22 protein-coding genes and 2 pseudogenes are annotated in these 20,298 nt (G+C 54.3%); 8 read left to right on the forward strand and 16 right to left on the reverse strand.

Going from position 1 to position 20,298, the window contains the following annotated elements; translation table 11 throughout:
• Window positions 1–11 precede the first annotated feature (11 nt).
• The gene (locus AC4PCC_RS21440; protein ID WP_492127588.1) at window positions 12–596 is read right to left on the reverse strand and encodes a LysE family translocator; all 585 of its coding nucleotides are present in this window, start codon (window positions 594–596) and stop codon (window positions 12–14) included.
• Between the two features lie 151 nt (window positions 597–747).
• Here AC4PCC_RS21440 and AC4PCC_RS21445 point away from each other — a divergent pair, with 151 nt between their 5' ends.
• From AC4PCC_RS21445 to AC4PCC_RS21455, 3 genes are all read left to right on the forward strand, one after another.
• Window positions 748–2,184, forward strand: a complete 1,437-nt coding sequence (locus tag AC4PCC_RS21445) for an aminotransferase-like domain-containing protein (RefSeq protein ID WP_492127589.1) — start codon at window positions 748–750, stop codon at window positions 2,182–2,184.
• 162 nt (window positions 2,185–2,346) lie between these two features.
• Window positions 2,347–2,907: an HNH endonuclease signature motif containing protein gene (locus AC4PCC_RS21450; RefSeq protein WP_492127590.1), complete on the forward strand. Its 561-nt coding sequence runs from the start codon at window positions 2,347–2,349 to the stop codon at window positions 2,905–2,907.
• 1 nt (window position 2,908) lies between these two features.
• A complete protein-coding gene (locus tag AC4PCC_RS21455) occupies window positions 2,909–3,166 on the forward strand; it encodes a bacteriocin immunity protein (RefSeq protein WP_345829695.1) in 258 nt (85 codons plus the stop codon).
• A gap of 33 nt (window positions 3,167–3,199) precedes the next feature.
• On the opposite strand, the gene AC4PCC_RS21460 is transcribed toward AC4PCC_RS21455, so the two are convergent.
• Complete coding sequence (locus AC4PCC_RS21460; protein ID WP_492125884.1) at window positions 3,200–3,823, reverse strand: glutathione S-transferase family protein; 624 nt, start codon at window positions 3,821–3,823, stop codon at window positions 3,200–3,202.
• Window positions 3,824–3,920: 97 nt separating this feature from the next.
• Window positions 3,921–4,679 carry an SDR family NAD(P)-dependent oxidoreductase gene (locus AC4PCC_RS21465; protein ID WP_492125885.1) on the reverse strand — a complete coding sequence of 253 codons (759 nt, stop codon included), beginning with the start codon at window positions 4,677–4,679 and terminating at the stop codon, window positions 3,921–3,923.
• A gap of 115 nt (window positions 4,680–4,794) precedes the next feature.
• Here AC4PCC_RS21465 and AC4PCC_RS21470 point away from each other — a divergent pair, with 115 nt between their 5' ends.
• Together AC4PCC_RS21470 and yhjD are read left to right on the forward strand one after the other, a co-directional pair.
• A complete protein-coding gene (locus AC4PCC_RS21470; protein ID WP_492125886.1) occupies window positions 4,795–5,694 on the forward strand; it encodes a LysR family transcriptional regulator in 900 nt (299 codons plus the stop codon).
• A 59-nt stretch (window positions 5,695–5,753) separates the two neighbouring features.
• Window positions 5,754–6,758, forward strand: a complete 1,005-nt coding sequence (yhjD, locus tag AC4PCC_RS21475) for an inner membrane protein YhjD (protein WP_067709358.1) — start codon at window positions 5,754–5,756, stop codon at window positions 6,756–6,758.
• A gap of 70 nt (window positions 6,759–6,828) precedes the next feature.
• On the opposite strand, the gene AC4PCC_RS21480 is transcribed toward yhjD, so the two are convergent.
• The 9 genes and pseudogenes from AC4PCC_RS21480 to cpxP form a co-directional block, all read right to left on the reverse strand.
• Window positions 6,829–7,605 (reverse strand): CDP-diacylglycerol diphosphatase, encoded by a 777-nt coding sequence (locus AC4PCC_RS21480; protein ID WP_492125887.1) that lies wholly within the window; start codon window positions 7,603–7,605, stop codon window positions 6,829–6,831.
• A 92-nt stretch (window positions 7,606–7,697) separates the two neighbouring features.
• Window positions 7,698–8,690, reverse strand: coding sequence for a sulfate ABC transporter substrate-binding protein (locus AC4PCC_RS21485; RefSeq protein ID WP_492125888.1), 993 nt, complete (start codon window positions 8,688–8,690; stop codon window positions 7,698–7,700).
• Between the two features lie 142 nt (window positions 8,691–8,832).
• On the reverse strand, window positions 8,833–9,795 hold the full coding sequence (gene pfkA / locus AC4PCC_RS21490; protein ID WP_067709351.1) for a 6-phosphofructokinase: 963 nt from the start codon (window positions 9,793–9,795) through the stop codon (window positions 8,833–8,835).
• Window positions 9,796–10,006: 211 nt separating this feature from the next.
• A complete protein-coding gene (gene fieF, locus AC4PCC_RS21495) occupies window positions 10,007–10,909 on the reverse strand; it encodes a CDF family cation-efflux transporter FieF (protein ID WP_345829679.1) in 903 nt (300 codons plus the stop codon).
• 111 nt (window positions 10,910–11,020) lie between these two features.
• Entirely contained in the window at window positions 11,021–11,572 is a 552-nt protein-coding gene (locus AC4PCC_RS21500; RefSeq protein WP_492125889.1) for an ankyrin repeat domain-containing protein, read from the reverse strand.
• A gap of 65 nt (window positions 11,573–11,637) precedes the next feature.
• On the reverse strand, window positions 11,638–13,098 hold the full coding sequence (gene katB / locus AC4PCC_RS21505) for a catalase KatB (RefSeq protein WP_492127591.1): 1,461 nt from the start codon (window positions 13,096–13,098) through the stop codon (window positions 11,638–11,640).
• Window positions 13,099–13,591: 493 nt separating this feature from the next.
• A pseudogene (locus tag AC4PCC_RS21510) lies at window positions 13,592–13,837 on the reverse strand (type II toxin-antitoxin system HicB family antitoxin); the annotation flags it as partial.
• A gap of 26 nt (window positions 13,838–13,863) precedes the next feature.
• Window positions 13,864–13,952 (reverse strand): annotated as a pseudogene (locus AC4PCC_RS21515) (type II toxin-antitoxin system HicA family toxin); the annotation flags it as partial.
• A gap of 305 nt (window positions 13,953–14,257) precedes the next feature.
• Entirely contained in the window at window positions 14,258–14,755 is a 498-nt protein-coding gene (cpxP, locus tag AC4PCC_RS21520; protein ID WP_492125890.1) for a cell-envelope stress modulator CpxP, read from the reverse strand.
• 151 nt (window positions 14,756–14,906) lie between these two features.
• Between cpxP and cpxR the strand changes: the two genes are divergently transcribed.
• From cpxR to trmL, 3 genes are read left to right on the forward strand one after another with little or no spacing between them, the layout of a single operon-like run.
• Entirely contained in the window at window positions 14,907–15,605 is a 699-nt protein-coding gene (cpxR, locus tag AC4PCC_RS21525) for an envelope stress response regulator transcription factor CpxR (RefSeq protein ID WP_067709339.1), read from the forward strand.
• The gene (gene cpxA / locus AC4PCC_RS21530) at window positions 15,602–16,978 is read left to right on the forward strand and encodes an envelope stress sensor histidine kinase CpxA (RefSeq protein WP_067709337.1); all 1,377 of its coding nucleotides are present in this window, start codon (window positions 15,602–15,604) and stop codon (window positions 16,976–16,978) included. The genes cpxR and cpxA overlap by 4 nt, the downstream gene beginning before the upstream one ends.
• 54 nt (window positions 16,979–17,032) lie before the next feature.
• A complete protein-coding gene (gene trmL / locus AC4PCC_RS21535; protein WP_345829672.1) occupies window positions 17,033–17,506 on the forward strand; it encodes a tRNA (uridine(34)/cytosine(34)/5-carboxymethylaminomethyluridine(34)-2'-O)-methyltransferase TrmL in 474 nt (157 codons plus the stop codon).
• A 124-nt stretch (window positions 17,507–17,630) separates the two neighbouring features.
• Here the strand turns inward: trmL and cysE are convergent, their stop codons facing one another.
• Genes cysE through grxC form a run of 4 tightly spaced genes read right to left on the reverse strand, consistent with a single transcriptional unit; the run spans window position 17,631 to window position 20,296 of the window.
• Window positions 17,631–18,452 carry a serine O-acetyltransferase gene (gene cysE, locus AC4PCC_RS21540; RefSeq protein ID WP_345829670.1) on the reverse strand — a complete coding sequence of 274 codons (822 nt, stop codon included), beginning with the start codon at window positions 18,450–18,452 and terminating at the stop codon, window positions 17,631–17,633.
• A gap of 37 nt (window positions 18,453–18,489) precedes the next feature.
• Entirely contained in the window at window positions 18,490–19,530 is a 1,041-nt protein-coding gene (gpsA, locus tag AC4PCC_RS21545) for an NAD(P)H-dependent glycerol-3-phosphate dehydrogenase (protein WP_492125891.1), read from the reverse strand.
• Complete coding sequence (gene secB, locus AC4PCC_RS21550) at window positions 19,530–19,994, reverse strand: protein-export chaperone SecB (protein ID WP_067709333.1); 465 nt, start codon at window positions 19,992–19,994, stop codon at window positions 19,530–19,532. The genes gpsA and secB overlap by 1 nt, the downstream gene beginning before the upstream one ends.
• A gap of 50 nt (window positions 19,995–20,044) precedes the next feature.
• On the reverse strand, window positions 20,045–20,296 hold the full coding sequence (grxC, locus tag AC4PCC_RS21555; RefSeq protein WP_067709331.1) for a glutaredoxin 3: 252 nt from the start codon (window positions 20,294–20,296) through the stop codon (window positions 20,045–20,047).
• Window positions 20,297–20,298 lie beyond the last annotated feature (2 nt).

Raw genomic sequence — 20,298 nt, forward strand, 5'->3', positions numbered from 1 at the left:
CCTGCTGATGCTCAGAGATGAATGACTTCGGTCAGCATCCACAGCGTGGTGATCACCAGCGACAGCCCCATAATGGTATTGAATAACCGCAGCTTCCACGCCACCTGTAAGTGTTTTCCCAGCCTGTCGCCCAGCGCGGCCCACACCAGAATACAGGGCAGATTCAGCGCCATAAACCCAATCATGACCACCAGTATGCCGCTGTTGGCGGTATACATCAGGGCGACGTTCGTCGCCATCAGCCAGGCTTTGGGATTGACCGCCTGAAAAAGCGCACCGCCCAGTAGCGTCATCGGACGGGCCTTTTCGTGCAGTTCAGGCACACCTGCGCGAAATATCTTCCATGACAGCCAGAACAGGTAGGCACACCCTATCAGCGTCAGTGGCATTCTGACAGTTCCCATCCACTGAAGGAGTCCCTCCAGCAGCAGCCCGGTGATCGCCGTCTGGATTGCGCATCCGACCATAATGCCCAGCATCATCGGCAGGGTACGTCGTATGCCAAAATTGACGCCGGAGGTGGCGAGCAGAAGGTTATTCGGCCCTGGGGTAATCGACATCACGGTAACATAGCTGAAAAAGGAGGGATCGAGCATAGTGGCTATCCGACAGATGAATGAGATGACCATAGTAAAAGTCGCACGCTAATGGTAACAGACTCACAATTACACTATTGTAATGAGTACAATCTGTAAATTATCCCATCTGTACCCCTTTGAGGGAGCATTAACTGTGTCCATTATTGATATGCAGGAAAGTACGCTGTATCAGCAGCTGGCGCAGACGCTGGCGGAAGCGATCCACGTTGGCACCTATCCCCCTGGCAGCCGTCTGCCCGCTATTCGCCGCTGTGCCAGCAATCACCAGCTCAGCGTGAATACCGTATTGGCTGCCTACCGGATTCTGGAAGATCGCGGACTTATCGAAGCGCGTCCTCAGTCAGGCTATTACGTCCGTAGCGTACTACCGTCAGTAAAATCCTCGGGTGACCGCCAGGCACAGGTGCGCTCTCCCAGCAGTGAGAAACTGGATCTGATTGATGCCGTTTTTGCCGCGCAAAACCACCCGGACTACACCAACATCTCGCTCGCCTGCCCGCAAAACAGCGATTTTTTTCCTACGGCAAAAATCAGCCGCATCATGGCCTCGCTGCTACGTCGCGAACCGGCGCTGATTGGGCGCTACGCGCTGCCGCCCGGAAGCGAGCGCCTGAGGCGCGAAGTGGCACGCCGATCGATGGATCTGGGTATCCGCCTTACCCTGGAAGATATCACGCTGACGCATGGCTGCATGGAAGCCCTCCAGCTGGCATTACGAACGGTCACTCAGCCCGGCGACTGCGTGGGCATTGAAACCCCCACCTATTTTTATCTCTTTCCCCTGCTGGCCAGCCTGGGTCTGAGGGTCATCGAGATCCCCACTGACCCCCAGTTCGGCCTGTCGCTGGATGCACTGGAGCTGCTACTCCAGGAGCGGCGCATTCAGGCTATCGTCGCCATGCCGACCGTGCAAAATCCGCTGGGATGCAGCATGAAACTGGAGGAGAAAAAGCGTCTGGCGGAGATGGTCAACCGCTATCAGGTGCCGCTGATTGAGGATGGCCTTTACGGCGAACTGCAATTCTGCTGGCCGCTATCACCCGCGGTAAAAGCCTTCGATCGGGAGGGGTGGGTTCTCTACTGCACCAGCTTCACTAAAACGGTTGCACCCGATTTCCACGTTGGATGGATTGCCGCAGGACGCTTTACCGGAAAGCTGGCCCGGCTGAAATCGGTATCTTCCCTGACGGAATCGCGCCTGCTTTCAGAAACGCTGGGCCATTTTCTGGAATCAGGTGGCTACGACCACCATCTGCGCACGCTGCGCCGCCGCTATGCCGCACAGCTTGATGAGGCTCGGGGCATCATCGCCCGGCACTTTCCGCAGGGAACGCGGGCAACGCTGCCCAGCGGCGGCTTTGTCTTCTGGGTTGAGCTGCCGGGTCACGTCGATAGCGTGCAGCTGTTTCACCGGCTTCTACAGGAGAAAATATGCCTGACCCCCGGCGCGCTCTACACCCTGAGCGATCGCTGCAACAGTGCGCTGCGTCTCTCCTGCTGTTACCCCTTTGATGAGCGCTACACCTATGCGTTGAAGCGGACCGGCGCGCTGGCCTGTGAAATGAGCGGCATTGCCCCACCGTAGCCGGCCTTACGCTAAGGCGTGCCGTTACGTCCCCATTTGGCATAGCCTTTTCGCTGAGTCCTGGAGCTGCTGAAAACCGGGGATAATGTACCCGCCGCGGTGCCGGTGCTAAATGCGGTGCGCGATGCGGTGAGCGGGCTGGATATCATCAGACTTCCGGCAATGCCGGGCACACCGGTGCACACTGGCACGGATGTGAAACCGGTGGGTAATATCACCCTGTCACCGCCTGTGGGAAATACGCAGCAGCTGCAGGACTTTATTTATTGGCGGCCAGATGCGTCCGGTACGGGCGTCGTGCCCATTTATGTCGTAATAAGTAGCCCCCGCGACAGGCCAGGCCGGGTCAGTGGGAAAGGAGAAAATGTCGGCACAGATTGGCTGAATAAAGCCGGGCAGGGGCCTGGCGCACCAATCCCAGGCCAGATAGCGGAGAGATTGCTGGGGCGAGAATTCAGCAGCTTTGATGCGTTCCGTAAGGCCTTCTGGCTGGAAGTAGGGAAAGATCCTGAGTTAAGTAAACAGTTCAAGGCAGGTAACCTGGGTAATATCCGGGCTGGCAAAGCACCCGCACCTAAAGAGAGTGAACAAAAGGGGCGGCGTGTTAAATATGAGTTACACCATGTAAAACCGATTAAAGATAATGGTGAGATATATAATATTGACAATATTCGTGTAACGACTCCGAAGTGTCATATTGAGAACCATAAAGGGAGTAAATAAGATGGAAAAGAAAACGTTATCTGACTACACCGAAGCCGAGTTTTTGGCTTTTGTGGAAAAAATAATTAACGTCCAGAATACGACAGAAGGAGAAGATATAAACAATATCCTGGAGTTTAAGCGGTTAAGCGAGCACCCTTCGGGATCTGACCTAATCTATTACCCTGATGATAGCAGGGAAGATAGTCCCGAAGGTATCGTAAAAGAGGTGAAGGAATGGCGTGCAGCTAACGGCAAACCGGGATTTAAACCAGGCTGACTCCGCCAGGGTTTCAAAAGTGCAGCCCTCACGTTAAGGCGTGCCGTTACGTCCCCATTTGGCATAGCCTTTTCGCTGAGTCAGCCGCTCATAATAGGCCCTAACGGCGGGCAGTTCTGGGTGGTCTAACGGGGTTTCATACCAGCGGTTGACGGATAGCCCAACCGGTATATCGGCCAGTGAAAATGCGCTGCCGGCCACCCAGGCCTGGGTACGTTCCAGCTGCTGATTCAGGATCCCCATGGTATGCGACCAGCCCTTACAGGCGGCGGCAAGCAAGCGCGCATCCTGATGTGCCGGAGAGTGACGAACCAGCGACATAAATGCGTATCGCCAGGCGGTACTGAGTTCGGTGGCCTGCCAGTCGATCCACTGGTCGACTGGCGCGCGCGCGCGGGGATCCTGCGGATAGAGCCAGTCACCGCCCCGGCTGTTAGCCAGGTAGCGAATTATGGCGTTGGACTCCCACATAATCAAATCCCCTTCCTGAATCACCGGGATCAGCCCATTAGGATTCATCTTTCTGAATGCCGGGTCCTGAAGCGACTTAAAACCGTCGCCCCACTCCTCGCGATTAAAAGCGATATCCAGCTCATCGCAAACCCACAGCACTTTTCTGACGTTAATCGATGAGGCGCGCCCCAGTATTTTCAACATAGTGTGATACTCCCAGGTTATGACATCCCAAAGAACTTTTACTATGGCGCAAACCCGGGCATTTAACCAAATCGGGCTGTAAGGCGACGTTGCTGTATCAGAGAAACATGCCGCCGGAAGCTTCAATACGCTGTCCGTTGATCCAGCCACATTCGTCGCTCAGAATGTGTGCTATTGCATTGCCAATATCATCCGGCAGTCCCACCCTGCCCAGAGCCGTCTGTGCCGCGATAAAGCCGTTAACCTCAGGATTATCACGTACCCTGCCGCCGCCGAAATCCGTTTCAATCGCCCCAGGGGCCAGGATATTCACAGTAATGCCGCGTACACCCAGCTCTTTCGCCTGATAGCGGGTCAGGACCTCCATGGCGCCTTTAACTGCCGCGTAGGCGCTGGAACCGGGCTGACTGAAACGGGCCAAACCGCTGGAGATATTCAAAATACGTCCGCCGTCCGCAATAAGCGGCAGCAGCTTCTGCGTGAGAAAGAATGGGCCTTTGAAATGGACGTTAACCATCTCATCGAACTGCGCTTCGCTGGTTTCAACAAAGGCTACATGCAGGCCCGTTCCGGCGTTGTTGATTAAATAATCAAAGGTTACGCGCTGCCACACCTCGCTGAGTTTATTTTGTACACTCTCTGTGAAGTCGTCGAAGCGACTGCTGTCGGCCACATCCAGCTGGATAGCCGCTGCACGCCCACCCAGCGCGGTGATTTCATCCACCACCCGCTGCGCGTCCTGTTCACCGCTCCGCCAGGTCAGGATGATATCAACACCCTTTTTAGCGAGTTTTAAGGCAGCATTTCTACCTAATCCCCGGCTTCCGCCGGTAATCAGTGCGATTTTAGCGTTCATTTTCTTCTCCGGTTCATCTGTCATGGATATTTGCAGGATATTATGTAAATCCTGAACTATAAATAATCTCAAATGCGCTTTACTGTTTCACAGAAAACAACAATCGGCATATCCTATGGACAAAATTCACACAATGCGGGCTTTTGTCAGAGTAGCAGAGCTTCGCAGCTTTACCCGCGCCGCAGAGAGTCTGGGCGTCCCGAAAGGCAGCCTTTCACGACAGTTACAGGCGCTGGAGAATACCCTTGGCACCCGTCTTCTGCACCGCACCACGCGGCGGGTGCAGCTGACTCAGGATGGCCTGGTCTACTTCGATCGCTGTCAGGATGTGCTGGCCACGCTGGAAGAAATGGATGGGCTATTTCAGAACGATCCCGCGACCCTGAGCGGTCGCCTGCGAGTGGATATGCCCGTCAACCTCGCCAGCGACTATGTTCTGCCCCGGCTCCCGGAATTTCTTCAACAGTATCCCGCCATTGAGCTGGAACTGAGCAGCAATGACCGTCGGGTTGACGTGATTCGCGAGGGGTTTGACTGTGTGGTGCGCGTCGGCGCGCTGGAAGACTCCGGGCTGATCGCCCGCCCGCTGGGCGCGCTGACCCTGATCAACTGCGCCAGCCCCGACTACCTGGCGCGATTTGGTACGCCGCAGACGCTGGAAGAACTCTCCCAACATGCCATGGTGCATTACGGCCAGCAGTTGGGCACGCAGACCCCAGGCTTTGAGTTTTTTGACGGCGAAAATAGCCGGTTTATCAAAACGGGCGGGGCGCTGACGGTCAACAGCACGGTAACCTACCGTGCCGCCTGCCTGAACGGACTGGGCATTATCCAGGCACCCGAATGCGCCATGCGGCCGGCGCTGAAGGCGAAGAAGCTGGTAGAAATTCTGCCGTATTACCGCGCGAAGCCGATGCCGATATCGCTGCTGTATCCACATCGACGTCACCTGGCGCGTCGGGTGCACGTCTTTATGGAGTGGCTGACGCGGACAATGAAAAACTACGTTAGCTGATCGACCGTCTATAATTTCATACAGATAACTCACTTTTAAGGGCAACAGAAGAACATTTCATGAAGGAAAATCACTCATCAGAGCGTCAGCATGACGAAGAAAAGCCGCTGATCAACATCAAAACCGGCAACGCGACCGTTGATCACTCCATTACGCGCGTGTCGCGCTTTGTCAGCTGGTTTCAGGCCATTCCAGCCGTCGCACACTTCTTAAGAGCCGGGGAACGCTTTAATGACCGATTGGGCAGCCAGTTTGGCGCGGCAATCACCTACTTTTCGTTCCTTTCCCTGATCCCTATTTTGATGGTCTCTTTTGCCGCCATCGGATTCGTGCTCGCGTCCAACCAGGATCTGCTTACCCAGCTTATTAATAAAATTGTGAGTAATATCAGCGATGCCACCCTGGCATCAACCCTGCAAAATACGGTCAACACCGCCGTCCAGCAGCGCACTACCGTCGGCCTGACGGGATTACTGATCGCCCTCTATTCCGGGATTAGCTGGATGGGGAACCTGCGTGAAGCGATTCTGGCCCAGTCGAGAGACGTCTGGGAGCGTAACAAACAGGATAAAGAGAAGATCTGGTTCAAGTACACGCGTGACTTTATCTCTCTGATGGGTCTGGTGGTCGCGCTGATTATCACCCTGTCCCTCACCTCCATTGCCGGTTCGGCACAGGAAGCCATCGTGCATGCGTTAGGCCTGGATGGGATCGACTGGCTTCGTCCGGCCATGACGCTGATTGCGCTTTCCATTTCAATCATGGCTAACTATCTGCTCTTTCTGTGGATTTTCTGGATTTTGCCCCGCCATAAACCACGCAAAAAGGCGCTGTTTCGCGGTACGCTTTTAGCCGCGATAGGTTTTGAAGTGATTAAATTTATTATGACCCTGACGCTGCCTAAGCTGGCGTCCTCCCCGTCAGGCGCTGCCTTTGGTTCCGTACTGGGGCTGATGGCGTTTTTCTACTTCTTTGCCCGACTGACGCTGTTCTGCGCGGCGTGGATAGCCACGGCGAAGTATAAGGATGATGAGCCGGTCGGGACGAAACCGGTTAAGCCGTAATGAACCTGCGCTGGGGCCGCGCCCGTAGCCCCAGCGTTGCGCCTGTAGTGACTGACAACCGATTTCAGGATCACGACTTAACAGCGCCCCGGGAATGCAGTATCTGGCAGCTGTGATCCTGTAGCTCCTCGGCAGAGGCCCGATTCAGTACCAACAGATTACGCTTAACCACCAGCAACGCGCGACGTCCATCCGATAGCGCCGCCACGGCGATGCTGTATTTACCCATTTCTTCCCGTGCACCCGGCAGGTCGGCCGCAAGGCGAATAAAGGGACTGGTTCTCTTGAATTCGTCCCGCGTGACGGTGCGCACCTGATAATCATGCCCTACCAGCTGTAGCGACTGCCAGCGGGGAGTCAGCGTGGCATCCAGCGCGTTCAGCTTCTGTCGGATATCCGGCCTCAGACAGGAGATATGAATGTGAAGCTGATTTTGCGTTCTGCCCGTGGGGGAATTAATGCTGAGCGCGATAGCGCTGTCATCGACGTGTGCGCCGTAGCGCTCGTCCATAAAGTGGCGGGAGTGCCAGGCTTCAGCAAAAAAATTGGGGGTCGCGGGATTGAGCAGCTCAGGACTTTCGATACCGGCGATTTTTTTGGTTGGAAGAAGTAAAAATTGCAGCGGGCCATTGCGATCTTTTAGTACCACAAAGCCATTATGGACATCCACCTGTCGGCAGGGCGTGGGATCGTTATTTTCCCGCTCTCCGGGCACGCATTTCTGGCTGACAATTGCCCAGAGCACGGCAGAATTATGCTTATATTTAAATGCAATAGAGGCGAAACCAGCCGTCGAAACTACCCCTGCTACTACAACGCCTGTCAGGAGTCGCTTTCGCCCCTTCATGATCTAAACCTCTGATTATCGCCTGTTCATAATGTAAACGAACAGGCGACAAAGATCATGTTAAATAATTCACCTACTTAACTATTTTTCTTTCAACGCTTCATGGCTTGATCGTAAGTGCCGCCATCGGCGAAGTGAGTCTTCTGAGCAGCCGCCCAACCGCCGAATTTTGCATCGTCAATGGTGAAAAGTTTCACCGGTGCGAACTTATCAGCATACTTTTTCGCCACGGCGGGATCGCGTGGACGATAGTAATTTTGCGCAGCGATTTCCTGACCTTCCGGCGAATAGAGGTATTTCAGATAATCTTCGGCGACCTTGCGGGTGCCGCGCTCATCCACCACTTTATCAACGACGGAAACCGTGGGTTCTGCAAGAATAGACTCGCCGGGGGTCACGATTTCAAACTGGTCTTTGCCCAGTTTATTCACGGCCAGGTAAGCTTCGTTTTCCCACGCAATCAGCACGTCACCAATGCCGCGTTCAACGAAAGTATTGGTGGCACCGCGCGCACCGGAATCCTGCACCTCAACGTTTTTAAACAGTGCTTTGATGTAGTCCTGTGCTTTTGCCTTATCACCGTTGTTATGGTCTAACGCCCAGCCCCAGGCCGCCAGATAGTTCCAGCGCGCCCCGCCGGACGTTTTAGGGTTAGGGGTAATCACCGAGACGCCAGGTTTGGTTAAATCCTGCCAGTCGTGGATTTTCTTAGGATTGCCTTTGCGCACCAGGAAAACGATGGTGGAGGTATAGGGAGCGGAGTTATCCGGCAGGCGCTTGATCCAGTTTTTATCAATACGGCCACGATCGGCGATGGCATCCACATCGGAAGCCAGCGCCAGGGTCACGACGTCGGCACGAATACCATTAATCACAGAGGTCGCCTGCTTGCCTGAGCCGCCGTGCGACTGACGGATCACCACGTTGTCGCCGGTTTCCTGCTTATAGTGCGCGCTAAAGGCTTTATTATACTGTTCGTATAATTCACGCGTTGGATCATAGGAAACGTTCAGCAGCTGGATATCTTTCGCCAGCACGCTGGTCGAGGCCAGCAGCAGGGTAAACCCAATACTCCACTTATTCATTCTATGCTCTCCCAAAGGTTTTATCGCAGAGAGCGTGACACAAAGCACAGGTTGAATTAAAGAATTAAAATGAAGCCTTAATAACTGGATGGAATATGGCTCTGCATAAAAAAGGCGCTGTCGATCAGCGCCTTGATTTATCTCAGTAAAGTTTTTTCGCCGTTTCCAGCCAGTCGCCCTTGAAGGGACGCTTCATATTTTCAATCGCATCAATAATATCGTGATGGACCATCTTCTCATTCTGAATACCGACGCAGCGTCCACCGTAGCCCTGTAACAGCAGTTCGATAGAGTAAGCGCCCATGCGCGAAGCGAGAATACGGTCATAGGCGACCGGCGCGCCACCACGCTGAATATGTCCCAGCACCGTTGAGCGGGTTTCACGCTTCGTTTCAGACTCGATGTATTTCGCCAGTTCGTCGATATCGCAGATATGCTCGGTGATCGCCACAATGGCATGCTTTTTCCCTTTAGCAATACCGGCTTTAATCTCTTCTACCAGCTCTTCACGCGTATAGGGAATTTCCGGCAGCACGATAAACTCGCAGCCGCCGGCAATGGCCGCCGCCAGTGTCAGGTCGCCACAGTAGCGGCCCATCACTTCGACAATAGAGATACGCTGGTGAGACGATGAGGTATCGCGCAGGCGGTCAATCGCCTCCACCACCGTTTCGAGCGCGGTGAAGTAGCCGATGGTATAGTCGGTGCCCGCCACATCGTTATCAATGGTGCCCGGCAAGCCAATGCAGGGGAATCCCATTTCGGTCAGACGCTTAGCCCCCATGTAAGAGCCATCGCCCCCGATAACCACCAGCGCGTCAATCCCGCGTTTTTTCATATTTTCGATAGCGACAGTCCGCACGGACTCTTCACGGAACTCAGGGAAACGCGCTGAGCCAAGAAAGGTGCCGCCGCGGTTAATCATGTCGGATACGCTGTAGCGGTCCAGATTGACCATACGATCTTCATACAAGCCCAGGTAGCCATCATAAATCCCCGCTACTTCCAGTCCTTCACTCAGGGCAGCGCGCACAACGCCCCGGATGGCCGCGTTCATACCCGGCGCATCTCCGCCACTTGTCAGTACACCGATTTTTTTGATCATGACAACCTCTGAACTTGTTAATGCAAATTTTTAAACTCTTAACGCCGGGATGACTCGACGAACGCGGGCGTATCTGCCAACTGATAATCGCCATAGTATATCAAAGCCTGTGAGCTGAATTGATTCAGGTCAGTCATCGTCCCGCTAATTTTTTTGAGCGGCGTCACGTTTTGGCGGTTAAGAGGGCTAAGTAATTTATTTAACACAAGAATCATCGTTCACTGCTGCTTCTGTCTGATGAAGGCACTGCCGAACAGGGATCCTGATGAATAATGACGTCAGAACCCGGGAATTTTTTTAACAGCGCCTGTTCAACCTGATCGGCGACCCGGTGTGCCTCATATAACGGCAGATTGTCGTCCATCTCAAGATGGAGCTGTATAAAACGGGTCGGCCCCGACTGTCGGGTACGAATATCATGCGCCCCACTCACCCCGGGCCAGCGGGAGGCAATATCAACAATCGCCTGGCGATCCTCATCGGGCAGTGCACGGTCAAGCAACGCCTGGACCGCTTCATAGCCCATCCGTAATGCACTATAAAGGATCCACACGCCTATCCCGAGGGCAAAAAGCGCATCGGCGCGCTTAAAACCATACCAGCTCAGGCCCAGCGCCAGCAGAATGGCACCGTTCATTACCACATCAGACTGGTAGTGAAGCATATCGGCACGAATCGCCAGGCTGCGGGTTCGCCGCACAACCCATCGCTGGAACGTAACCAGCACCAGCGTAGACACCAGTGCAACCAGCGTCACCACGATCCCTACCAGCGGGGCGCGCATGTCGTTTGGCGAAGCAAGATGTTGTAAACCCGTCAGAAAAAGAAACAGCGCGGATCCTGAGATAAACATACTTTGCGCCAGCGCGGCCAGTGACTCTGCTTTGCCATGTCCAAACGTGTGTTCAGCATCAGCAGGTTGTAGGGAGTAGCGGACAACGAAGAGGTTAGTGAGCGAGGCGGCAATATCCACCAGCGAGTCGACCAGGGCAGCCAGCAGGCTTACCGATCCGGTGTACCACCAGGCAAAAATCTTCACCAACAGCAGAATCGAAGCCAGTGAAGTTGCCGCCAGCGCAGCAGAGTTTACCAGCCGGGCGTAGTGATGTTCCATGCCTTACTCCGTTCAGGTTAGTGGCGTAAGTATACTGGATCCTGAGCAAAAAAAAGCCCCGCCAGTAATAGCGGGGCTGAGATCGGCCGGTTAATTGCGCGTTTCCGGGCGTTACGGGATGCCGTTAATTCTCCCTGATGCCAGGCTTTCGGCGGAGTTTCCTTTGGCGTCGACGGCGTGCATATCGGCCCCTTTTTCACGCAGCGCCTGGAGCAGTGACTGTCGCTGAAACAGCGAAGCATACATTGCCGCGGTCTGACCGGCATTGTTACGCATATCGGGCTGGCAATGGGCGTCGATCAAACGGCGCGCCACCTTTAGTTCACCCTTAAAGATGGCCCCCATCAGCGCACTGTTGCCGCGCCGATCGCGCTGGCAGGGGTCGGCACCGCCATCAATCAGCATTTTCACCGTATCATCATGGCCGTGATAGGCCGCAAGGATAATGGCGGTGTACCCTTTTTCATCGGCCGCATTGAGATTGTATTTCGCCTCAACGAGCGTTTTGATCAGGGTGTTATCTCCGCGTCGTGCCGCATCCCAAAGATAATTATTCAGCTCTGCTCTTACCTGACGATCATCGGTATGCGTCGTTGCCGCTTTTGCCGTCACGGACAGCAGCAAAAACGCTATCAGCCATAGCTGGACGCTTAATGCTTTCATTTCGCGATCTCCTTCAGGGCTTCTCCTGCCCGGGCAGGTTTAACCGGGCAGGGGAAAAGACGCTGTCAGTCAGATAATTTATCCGCCAGCTTCTGCACCGTGGCTAAATCACCTTTAGCGACCGTTGTCAGACGGGTACCGTACTCTTTGTCTGCCTTGTAGAAATAGGAAAGCATGATGTTTTTGCTCTCCGTATCGGTGATCGCCAGCGCGCTGCCCAGGCTGGCGATCAGGTCATCCCGATCTTTTTTGCTGTAAGAGCGGTAGAGATCGCCGGCCTGCTCAAAATTCTGCTCGCGCTGGATCTTAGTCTGCTGCGTGGTGCCTTCCACCGGCAGCCGGCTGTAGCGCGCAGAAGAGAGCTCCTCACGCGGGTAAAGTCGGCTGGGCTGGTAATTAACGCCCTTATCCTGAGTGTGTCCGGCGTTAAGGCTGCCATCCTGACTGGCGTTATTCACCGGCGTCCGGGCCTGGTTGATGGGCAGGCTAAAACCGTTCGCGCCGATGCGGTACATCTGCGTGTCGGCGTAAGCAAAGAGTCTGCCCTGCAACAGTTTATCCTCTGATGCTTCGATACCCGGTACCAGGTTAGAGGGGGCCATCGCTACCTGCTCCGTTTGCTGGAAGACGTTATCGGGGTTTTTATTCAACACCAGCTGACCAATTTTACGTTCGGGCACGTCAGGCCAGATCTTGGTGGCGTCGAGAGGATCGAAGTCAAACTTCTTCAGATCCTCAGGCTTCAGCACCTGGATATAGAGATCCCACCTGGGAAAATCACCGCGATTAATGGCTGAGACCAGATCGTGTGTCAGGTGGCTGTAATCTTTACCCTGTACCGCCTCAACCTGTTTCGGGTCGAGATTTTTGATGCCCTGTAGCGTTTTCCAGTGGAATTTAACGTAGTGGATTTCACCCTTCGCATTCACGAATTTGTAGGCATGAACGCTGTTCCCGTCCATGTTGCGGAAAGAGGCTGGCGTTCCTTCATTGGAATAGAGCTCCGTTAGCGTACGGGTTGCTTCGGGAACGTGGGAGAAGAAATCAAAACGACGTGAATCATCATCAAGGTTGGTGCGTGGATCGGGCTTGAACGCATGGACCATATCGGGGAATTTAATCGCATCGCGTATAAAGAACGTCGGGAAGTTGTTGCCAACCAGGTCCCAGTTACCCTCTTTGGTATAAAACTTAGTGGCGAAGCCATGCGGGTCACGCAGCGTTTCGGGCGAATGATTGCCGTGAACCACACTGGAAAAACGGACAAACACTGGAGTCTGTTCGCCTTTAGTAAATACCGCAGCCGTGGTCAGGTCAGAAATATCTGCCGTTGCGCTAAATTCACCAAAGGCCCCGGTTCCCCGGGCATGGACGACACGTTCAGGAATACGCTCGCGGTCGAAACGCTGTAATTTTTGCAGCAGCTGAACGTCCTGTAATAACACCGGCCCGGATGCTCCCGCGGTTTGTGAATTTTGGTTATCGCCTACTGGCGCACCGTTATCCCGCGTCAGAGTCTCTGCCATCGCAGCTGAGCTTACCAGCAGCGAAGAAATCACCACGCAGAGTGCCTTACGCTGGCTACAAAAACCTGAATGACTCTTTCGTCTCATCATCTCTTCCTCATCATATGTCGCTAACCCGCAAAGTAACCGTGGGAAATGACTCTAACCTTCATAGCGTTAAATGATGAGGGTCGCGCCGCTATTGCATTAATAGGCTGGGGCTTATAACTCAAATTAGTACCACTCAAAAAGACAGTCAGGTCGCGCTTTAACGCAGTTAGAAGCCTGTTACATGATGTGAAAATACATTACCAATATGCGATCCCGATCACACTTACGCGACTTTCAGCATTATGGAAAAGAAAATGGGGATGACAGGCGGTTTTATCGCCAGGGTATTACCGGTTGGTAATGAAGGGTGATGTTCTTCCCGCTGGGCGGTGGATCATCATTATGAAAAAGTTGTCTACGCTCTTGATATTCAGCGCTTTTTACAGCCTTACGCATTGACCGCATCAACCAGTGCCCACGTGTAACCTGCAAACCCGGACTTTTCAGCCAGCGCCCCCACCGTAGACACAGCCGGAATGTCCTGCCCCAGCTCGACCATTAATTCAATATGGCCTGTGATGGCCTCTTTTGCTTTTGCTATCGCTTCGTCCAGGGTATCGCCTGCGGAAAAACAGCCTGGTAAATCAGGCACTGTCACGCCATAAGCGTGCTGGTCGTCGCCTGGCTCGATCGCAATTGGATAAAACATATTTAACCCTCTTCGAGAAAGCGGGGTTAAATGCCCGCCTGTTTTCTGATTCTTTTACCGTACCAACCGGTAAATCTTTTTTAGGATGAGGTATCGTCACCAACCCCGGCTTTGAACTCAAGCAGCTCCACGTAATAATATTTATACGCTCAAAGGGCTCTCAACTGTTAGATATCATTAGAGTTTTTATTAAATTAAAAGGAATTGATAAAAAAAACCCCCTCATCATGAGGGGGAAGACAGGGATGGTGTCTATGGCAAGGAAAACAGGGGTACTATGATACTGGTTACTGCGTTTGATGCGGGTTACTACGTTACTGATTACTCTTACTACGGGTACTGATACTGACGATAAAGCTTACTTCGGGTAAAACTTACTCTGGGTAAGGTACAACGCATGCGCCCAGGGTGTTACTCACTTCATTTACTGCTTACAGCATGCAACGATGAAGATGGCTGCATATCCGTTAGCTGGCGCATTTGGTTCATACGCTGCTGATGTTTCTGGTTTAAAACGCCCTGCTGGCCTGGGGTTAACAGGTGATACATCTGGTTGCGCACTCTCGCCATATCAACCTGCCGCGCGACTTCCGCCTGCGCAATACTGTCCAGCTTTGCCCTATAGGCCGTTTCATCAAATTTTTCTGCAATAATCAGTTCGTGCAGCTGCTCTAAATCGTTAATACTTATGGGAGAACGCTCGTGACGCGCCTGCTGCATTAAATCCCGCATCTGCTGGCGTTGCTGCTCTGTAAGATTGATGCCATCAAACATGTGAGTCTGCGGAACCTGCGTCATACTACGTGGCGCCGCGTCTTCCTGATGCATCTCGTCAGTCGTCGTCACATCTGCAGCCCACGCGGCGGAGAAGCTGAGTATCAGCGCCGGAACCGCAACGACGGCGGTAACATTGCGCATCGTTAACTCCCAGATTGGTTTGCCTGTCTCGATTCGATAAAATTCAGTCTACGGGGCCAGCTGCAAACATGCGTCAGAGGTTGTAAAACTAAGTAAAGTCATGGAATGACTGCATTCGTTCACGGTATTTTGCCTGCGGAGGGCAATAAAAATGAATAAGATCCTGTTAGTTGACGATGACCGCGAATTGACTTCGCTGCTGAAAGAATTACTTGAGATGGAAGGGTTCGAAGTGGTGGTCGCCGGTGATGGCGAACAGGCACTGGCCCTGTTGGATAACTCTATCGATCTGCTTTTGCTTGATGTGATGATGCCAAGGAAAAACGGCATTGATACCCTTAAAGAGCTGCGCCAGCAGCACCAGACGCCGGTCATTATGCTAACCGCACGCGGTAGCGAGCTTGACCGCGTTCTGGGGCTGGAACTGGGCGCGGATGACTATCTTCCTAAGCCCTTTAACGATCGGGAACTGGTGGCCCGTATACGTGCAATCCTGCGCCGTTCCGTCTGGAGCGAACAGCAACAGCAGCACGACAGCAGCTCCCCGACGCTGGAAGTGGACCACCTGCGCCTGAATCCAGGCCGCCAGGAGGCCCGCTTCGACAGCGAGGCGCTCGACCTGACCGGAACAGAGTTCACCCTGCTCTATTTACTCGCGCAGCATCTGGGGCAGGTCGTTTCCCGTGAGCACCTGAGCCAGGAGGTTCTGGGTAAACGCCTCACCCCGTTTGACCGCGCGATTGATATGCATATCTCAAACCTGCGCAGGAAGCTGCCGGACCGCAAAGATGGTCACCCCTGGTTCAAAACCCTGCGTGGCCGCGGTTATCTGATGGTTTCCGCGACATGATATCCAGCCTGACTACCCGTATCTTCGCCATTTTCTGGCTGACGCTGGCGCTGGTGTTGATGCTGGTACTGATGGTGCCCAAGCTTGATACCCGCCAGATGACCCCGCTGCTCGACAGTGAGCAGCGGCAGGGAACCATGATTGAGCAGCACGTCGAAGCGGAGCTGATGCAGGATCCCCCTAACGATCTGATGTGGTGGAGAAGGCTGTTTCGCGCAACGGACAAGTGGGCACCGCCCGGACAGCGGCTGCTGCTGGTTACCAGCGAAGGGCGGGTGATCGGCGCGCAGCATAACGAAATGCAGGTTATCCGTAATTTTATCGGCCAGTCCGATAATGCAAACCGTCCACAGAAGAAAAAATATGGTCGGGTGGAGATGGTTGGTCCCTTCACCGTCCGCGACGGCGAGGATAGCTACCAGCTCTACCTGATCCGTCCCGCTGGCAGCTCGCAGCTGGACTTTATCAACCTGCTGTTTGACCGTCCCCTGCTGCTGCTGATGGTGACGATGTTAATCAGCACACCGCTGCTGCTCTGGCTGGCCTGGAGCCTGGCGAAACCCGCACGTAAGCTGAAACATGCGGCCGATGATGTCGCCGCCGGTAATCTGCGTCAACGCCCTGAACTGGAGGCGGGCCCGCAGGAGTTCCTGGCGGCCGGCGCCAGTTTTAACCAGATGGTCAGCGCGCTGGAAAGGATGATGACCGGGCAGCAGCGTCTGCTGTCAGATATTTCGCATGAGCTTAGGACGCCGCTTACCCGTTTACAGCTGGGTACTGCGCTGATGCGCCGTCGGCAGGGAGAGAGCAAAGAGCTACAGCGTATTGAAATGGAAGCCCAGCGACTGGACGGCATGATCAACGATCTGCTGGTGTTATCCCGTACTCAGCATAAAAATGCGCTGGTCAGCGAGGCGATGAAGGCTAACCATCTTTGGGCTGGCGTACTGGATGATGCCAAATTTGAAGCCGAACAGATGGGGAAAACGCTTGAGGTACCTTATCCACCGGGTCCCTGGCCTCTGTATGGCAATCCGAACGCACTGGAAAGCGCTCTGGAGAATATTGTTCGTAACGCGCTGCGCTACTCTCACTCCAAAATCTGCGTGGGTTTTTCCGTTGATAAACAGGGGATTACCGTTAACGTAGACGATGATGGGCCGGGCGTCAGCGAGGGCGATCGCGAGCAGATTTTCCGGCCCTTCTATCGTACTGACGAGGCGCGCGACAGGGAGTCAGGCGGAACGGGACTGGGGCTGGCAATTGTTGACACGGCTATCCAGCAGCATCGTGGTTGGGTTAAGGCCGATGACAGCCCGTTAGGCGGCCTGCGCCTTACCCTCTGGCTGCCGCTTTATAGCAGCAAAACCTGATCGTCCCGGAATAATTTGCTATGCTTCGGCCCTCGTTTAATGGGGCCGAAGCCGATGCTGAATATCGTTTTATTTGAACCTGAGATCCCGCCCAATACGGGCAATATTATCCGGCTTTGTGCTAATACCGGCTTTCGCCTGCATCTGATTGAACCTCTGGGCTTCGCCTGGGATGACAAGCGTTTACGTCGCGCTGGTCTGGACTACCATGAATTCACCGCAGTGAAACGTCACGGCAGCTATGCGGCTTTTCTGGCCGCTGAAGCGCCTGCGCGCCTGTTTGCACTGACCACCAAAGGTACCCCAGCGCACAGTGCGGTCAGCTATCAGGCGGGCGACTATCTGCTTTTCGGCCCCGAAACGCGCGGCCTGCCCGCTGATATCCTGGATGCGCTACCGGCCCAGCAAAAGATCCGTATCCCTATGCAGCCCGACAGCCGCAGCATGAACCTTTCAAACGCTGTGTCGGTAGTCGTGTATGAGGCCTGGCGGCAGCTGGACTACTGCGGTGCCGTGATTAAAGCATAGGGGATGGGGGATGGGCGCATGAACTATGCAGCGCCCTGATGCAGGGAATGCCGTCAGCAACTTCAAAATCGGGCACCTGCTGCGTCAGATGCCGTCACTAACTTCAAGACCGGCTACCTGCTCGTCAGATGCCGTCGCCAAATTCAAAGCCCGGCACCATACCGTTGAAGTGCTGATCCATCTCCATCGACGGCTTGTCACTGCTGGGTTTACCCACGATACGCGCAGGCACGCCAGCGGCTGTGGTGTGGGGGGGCACAGGCTGCAGGACGACCGAACCGGCACCGATTTTGGCTCCGCGCCCCACTTCGATATTACCAAGAATTTTTGCACCCGCCCCTATCATCACCCCTTCACGGATTTTGGGATGACGATCGCCGCTGGTTTTACCCGTCCCGCCTAGCGTAACGGACTGCAGAATCGACACATCATCTTCGATTACCGCCGTCTCCCCGACAACAATGCCCGTTGCATGGTCCAGCATGATACCGCGCCCAATTTTCGCCGCAGGATGTATGTCCACGGCGAAAGAAACGGAGACCTCATTTTGCAGGTAAATGGCCAGTGCCCGCCGCCCCTGATTCCATAACCAGTGTCCGATACGGTAGGCCTGGAGAGCATGGAAGCCTTTGAGGTAAAGCAATGGCGTGGAGTATTTATCAATCGCCGGATCCCGCTGGCGCACCGCCCGTATATCGCAGGCAGCGGACTGAATCATCGAGGGATCCTGCTTGTAGCCTTCCTGCACGATTTCACGGATGGCCATCGCAGGCATAATCGGATTTGCCAGCTTGTTAGCCAGCATATAGCTCAGCGCACTGCCGAGATCGTCGTGCTTTAGCAGCGTAGCGTGATAAAAGCTGGCCAGCATTGGTTCGCATTCGGCCAGCGCCCGCGCTTCTGCTCTGATAAAGTCCCACACCTGTTCAGGTTCTGCGCTCGGCATTGCTCTCTCCCCATCGAATATAACGTCCGGCAGGACGTTAATGCGCTGAGCTTCCCTTTTCAGCTGGACTGTTCTCATCCTTCCTTGTTCGCCCTAGCAGACTTAATGCTGCCTCGCGCGCACTCTTTTCACAATACAGTACCTGATAAATTTGCTCAGTTATTGGCATTTCCACACCACAGCGCGCGGCCAGCGCCTTTACTTCTTTTGTATTTCGGAATCCTTCTACCACCTGACCGATGGTATTTTGCGCTGTCTCCACATCACTACCCTGCCCGAGCATCATGCCAAAGCGACGGTTACGCGACTGATTATCGGTGCAGGTGAGAACTAAATCGCCCAGCCCGGCCATGCCCATAAAGGTGGTGGGATCGGCGCCCAGCGCCGTTCCCAGGCGGGTCATTTCGGCCAGTCCACGCGTAATCAGCGCCGTACGCGCATTCGCACCAAAGCCAATGCCGTCTGAGATCCCCGCACCGATGGCAATCACGTTTTTTACCGCCCCGCCAAGCTGAACCCCGATAAAATCCGGGTTGTTATAGACGCGAAAGCTTTTACCACAGTGCAGCAGGCGTTGCAGATCGTCAGCAAATTCCGCCTCCGTTGCCGCCAGCGCAATGGCCGTGGGCAAGCCAGCTGCCAGCTCTTTAGCGAAGGTTGGCCCGGAAATGACCGCCAGAGGGACCTCGTCACCCACTATTTCCCGTGCGACATCCTGTAGCAGCCTGCCGGTCTCTTTTTCGAGACCTTTGGTCGCCCAGACAATGCGGGAATCTGTGCGAAGGTGGGGTTTGATTTGCTTAAGGACATCGCCAAATACGTGGCTTGGGACCACCACCAGCAGATCGCGGCTGGCCGCAATCGCTGCGGCTAAATCACTTTCAAGGCTGAGGGTGTCGGGAAAAGGGACGTCAGGCAGAAAAGCCGCATTGCAGCGATCGGCCTGAAGCTGTGCCTGATGCGCGGCGTTATGGCCCCACATTACAACCGGGTGGCCATTACGGGCCAGGGTAATGGCTAAAGCGGTGCCGTACGAACCGGCACCGATAACGCTCATAGAAGCATTTGCTTGAGGCATTATGCGTCCTGCTGAGGAGCGGCACCTTCATTTGACTGCTGCAGGTAGTTCATAAACAGCGCATCAAAGTTGACCGGTGCAAGGTTAAGCTGCGGGAACGTACCGCGGGAAACCAGGCTGGTGATGCATTCGCGCGCATACGGGAACAGAATGTTAGGGCAGTAGGCGCCAAGGCAGTGAGCCATCTGGTTACCATCAATACCGGAGATAGAGAAAATACCCGCCTGCTGCACTTCACACAGAAACGCCGACTCTTCACCCACAGTTGCCGTCACGGTGACGCGCAGCACGACTTCGTAAACGTCGTCAGCCAGCTGGCTGGAGGCGGTATCCAGGTCCAGCTTTACGTCTGGCTCCCACTCTTTCTGGAAAACCTGTGGCGCGTTTGGCGCTTCAAAAGAAATATCCTTGGTATAAATACGCTGGATCTGGAATGACATCTCGGTGTTGTTTTGTTCTGACATGGTACGTGATCCTATGGGTTAATAATCCGTTATTGCGCCACTCGCCCGTCTTACTTTATCAGCGGGTCGAGGCCGTGGCGGCCATCGAGCGCAAACAGGTCGTCGCAGCCGCCGATGTGCTGCGCATCAATGAAAATCTGTGGAACGGTGGTACGACCGCTACGTTTGATCATCTCTTCGCGCTTATCGGCATCCCCATCAATGGCAATTTCCTGATAATTCACGCCCTTCTGGCTTAACAGCGCTTTTGCGCGATGGCAGAAAGGACAGGTTGCTTTGGTGTAGATCTCTACGTTCGCCATAC

This window comes from Erwinia sp. L03-1 (genome assembly GCF_058686115.1).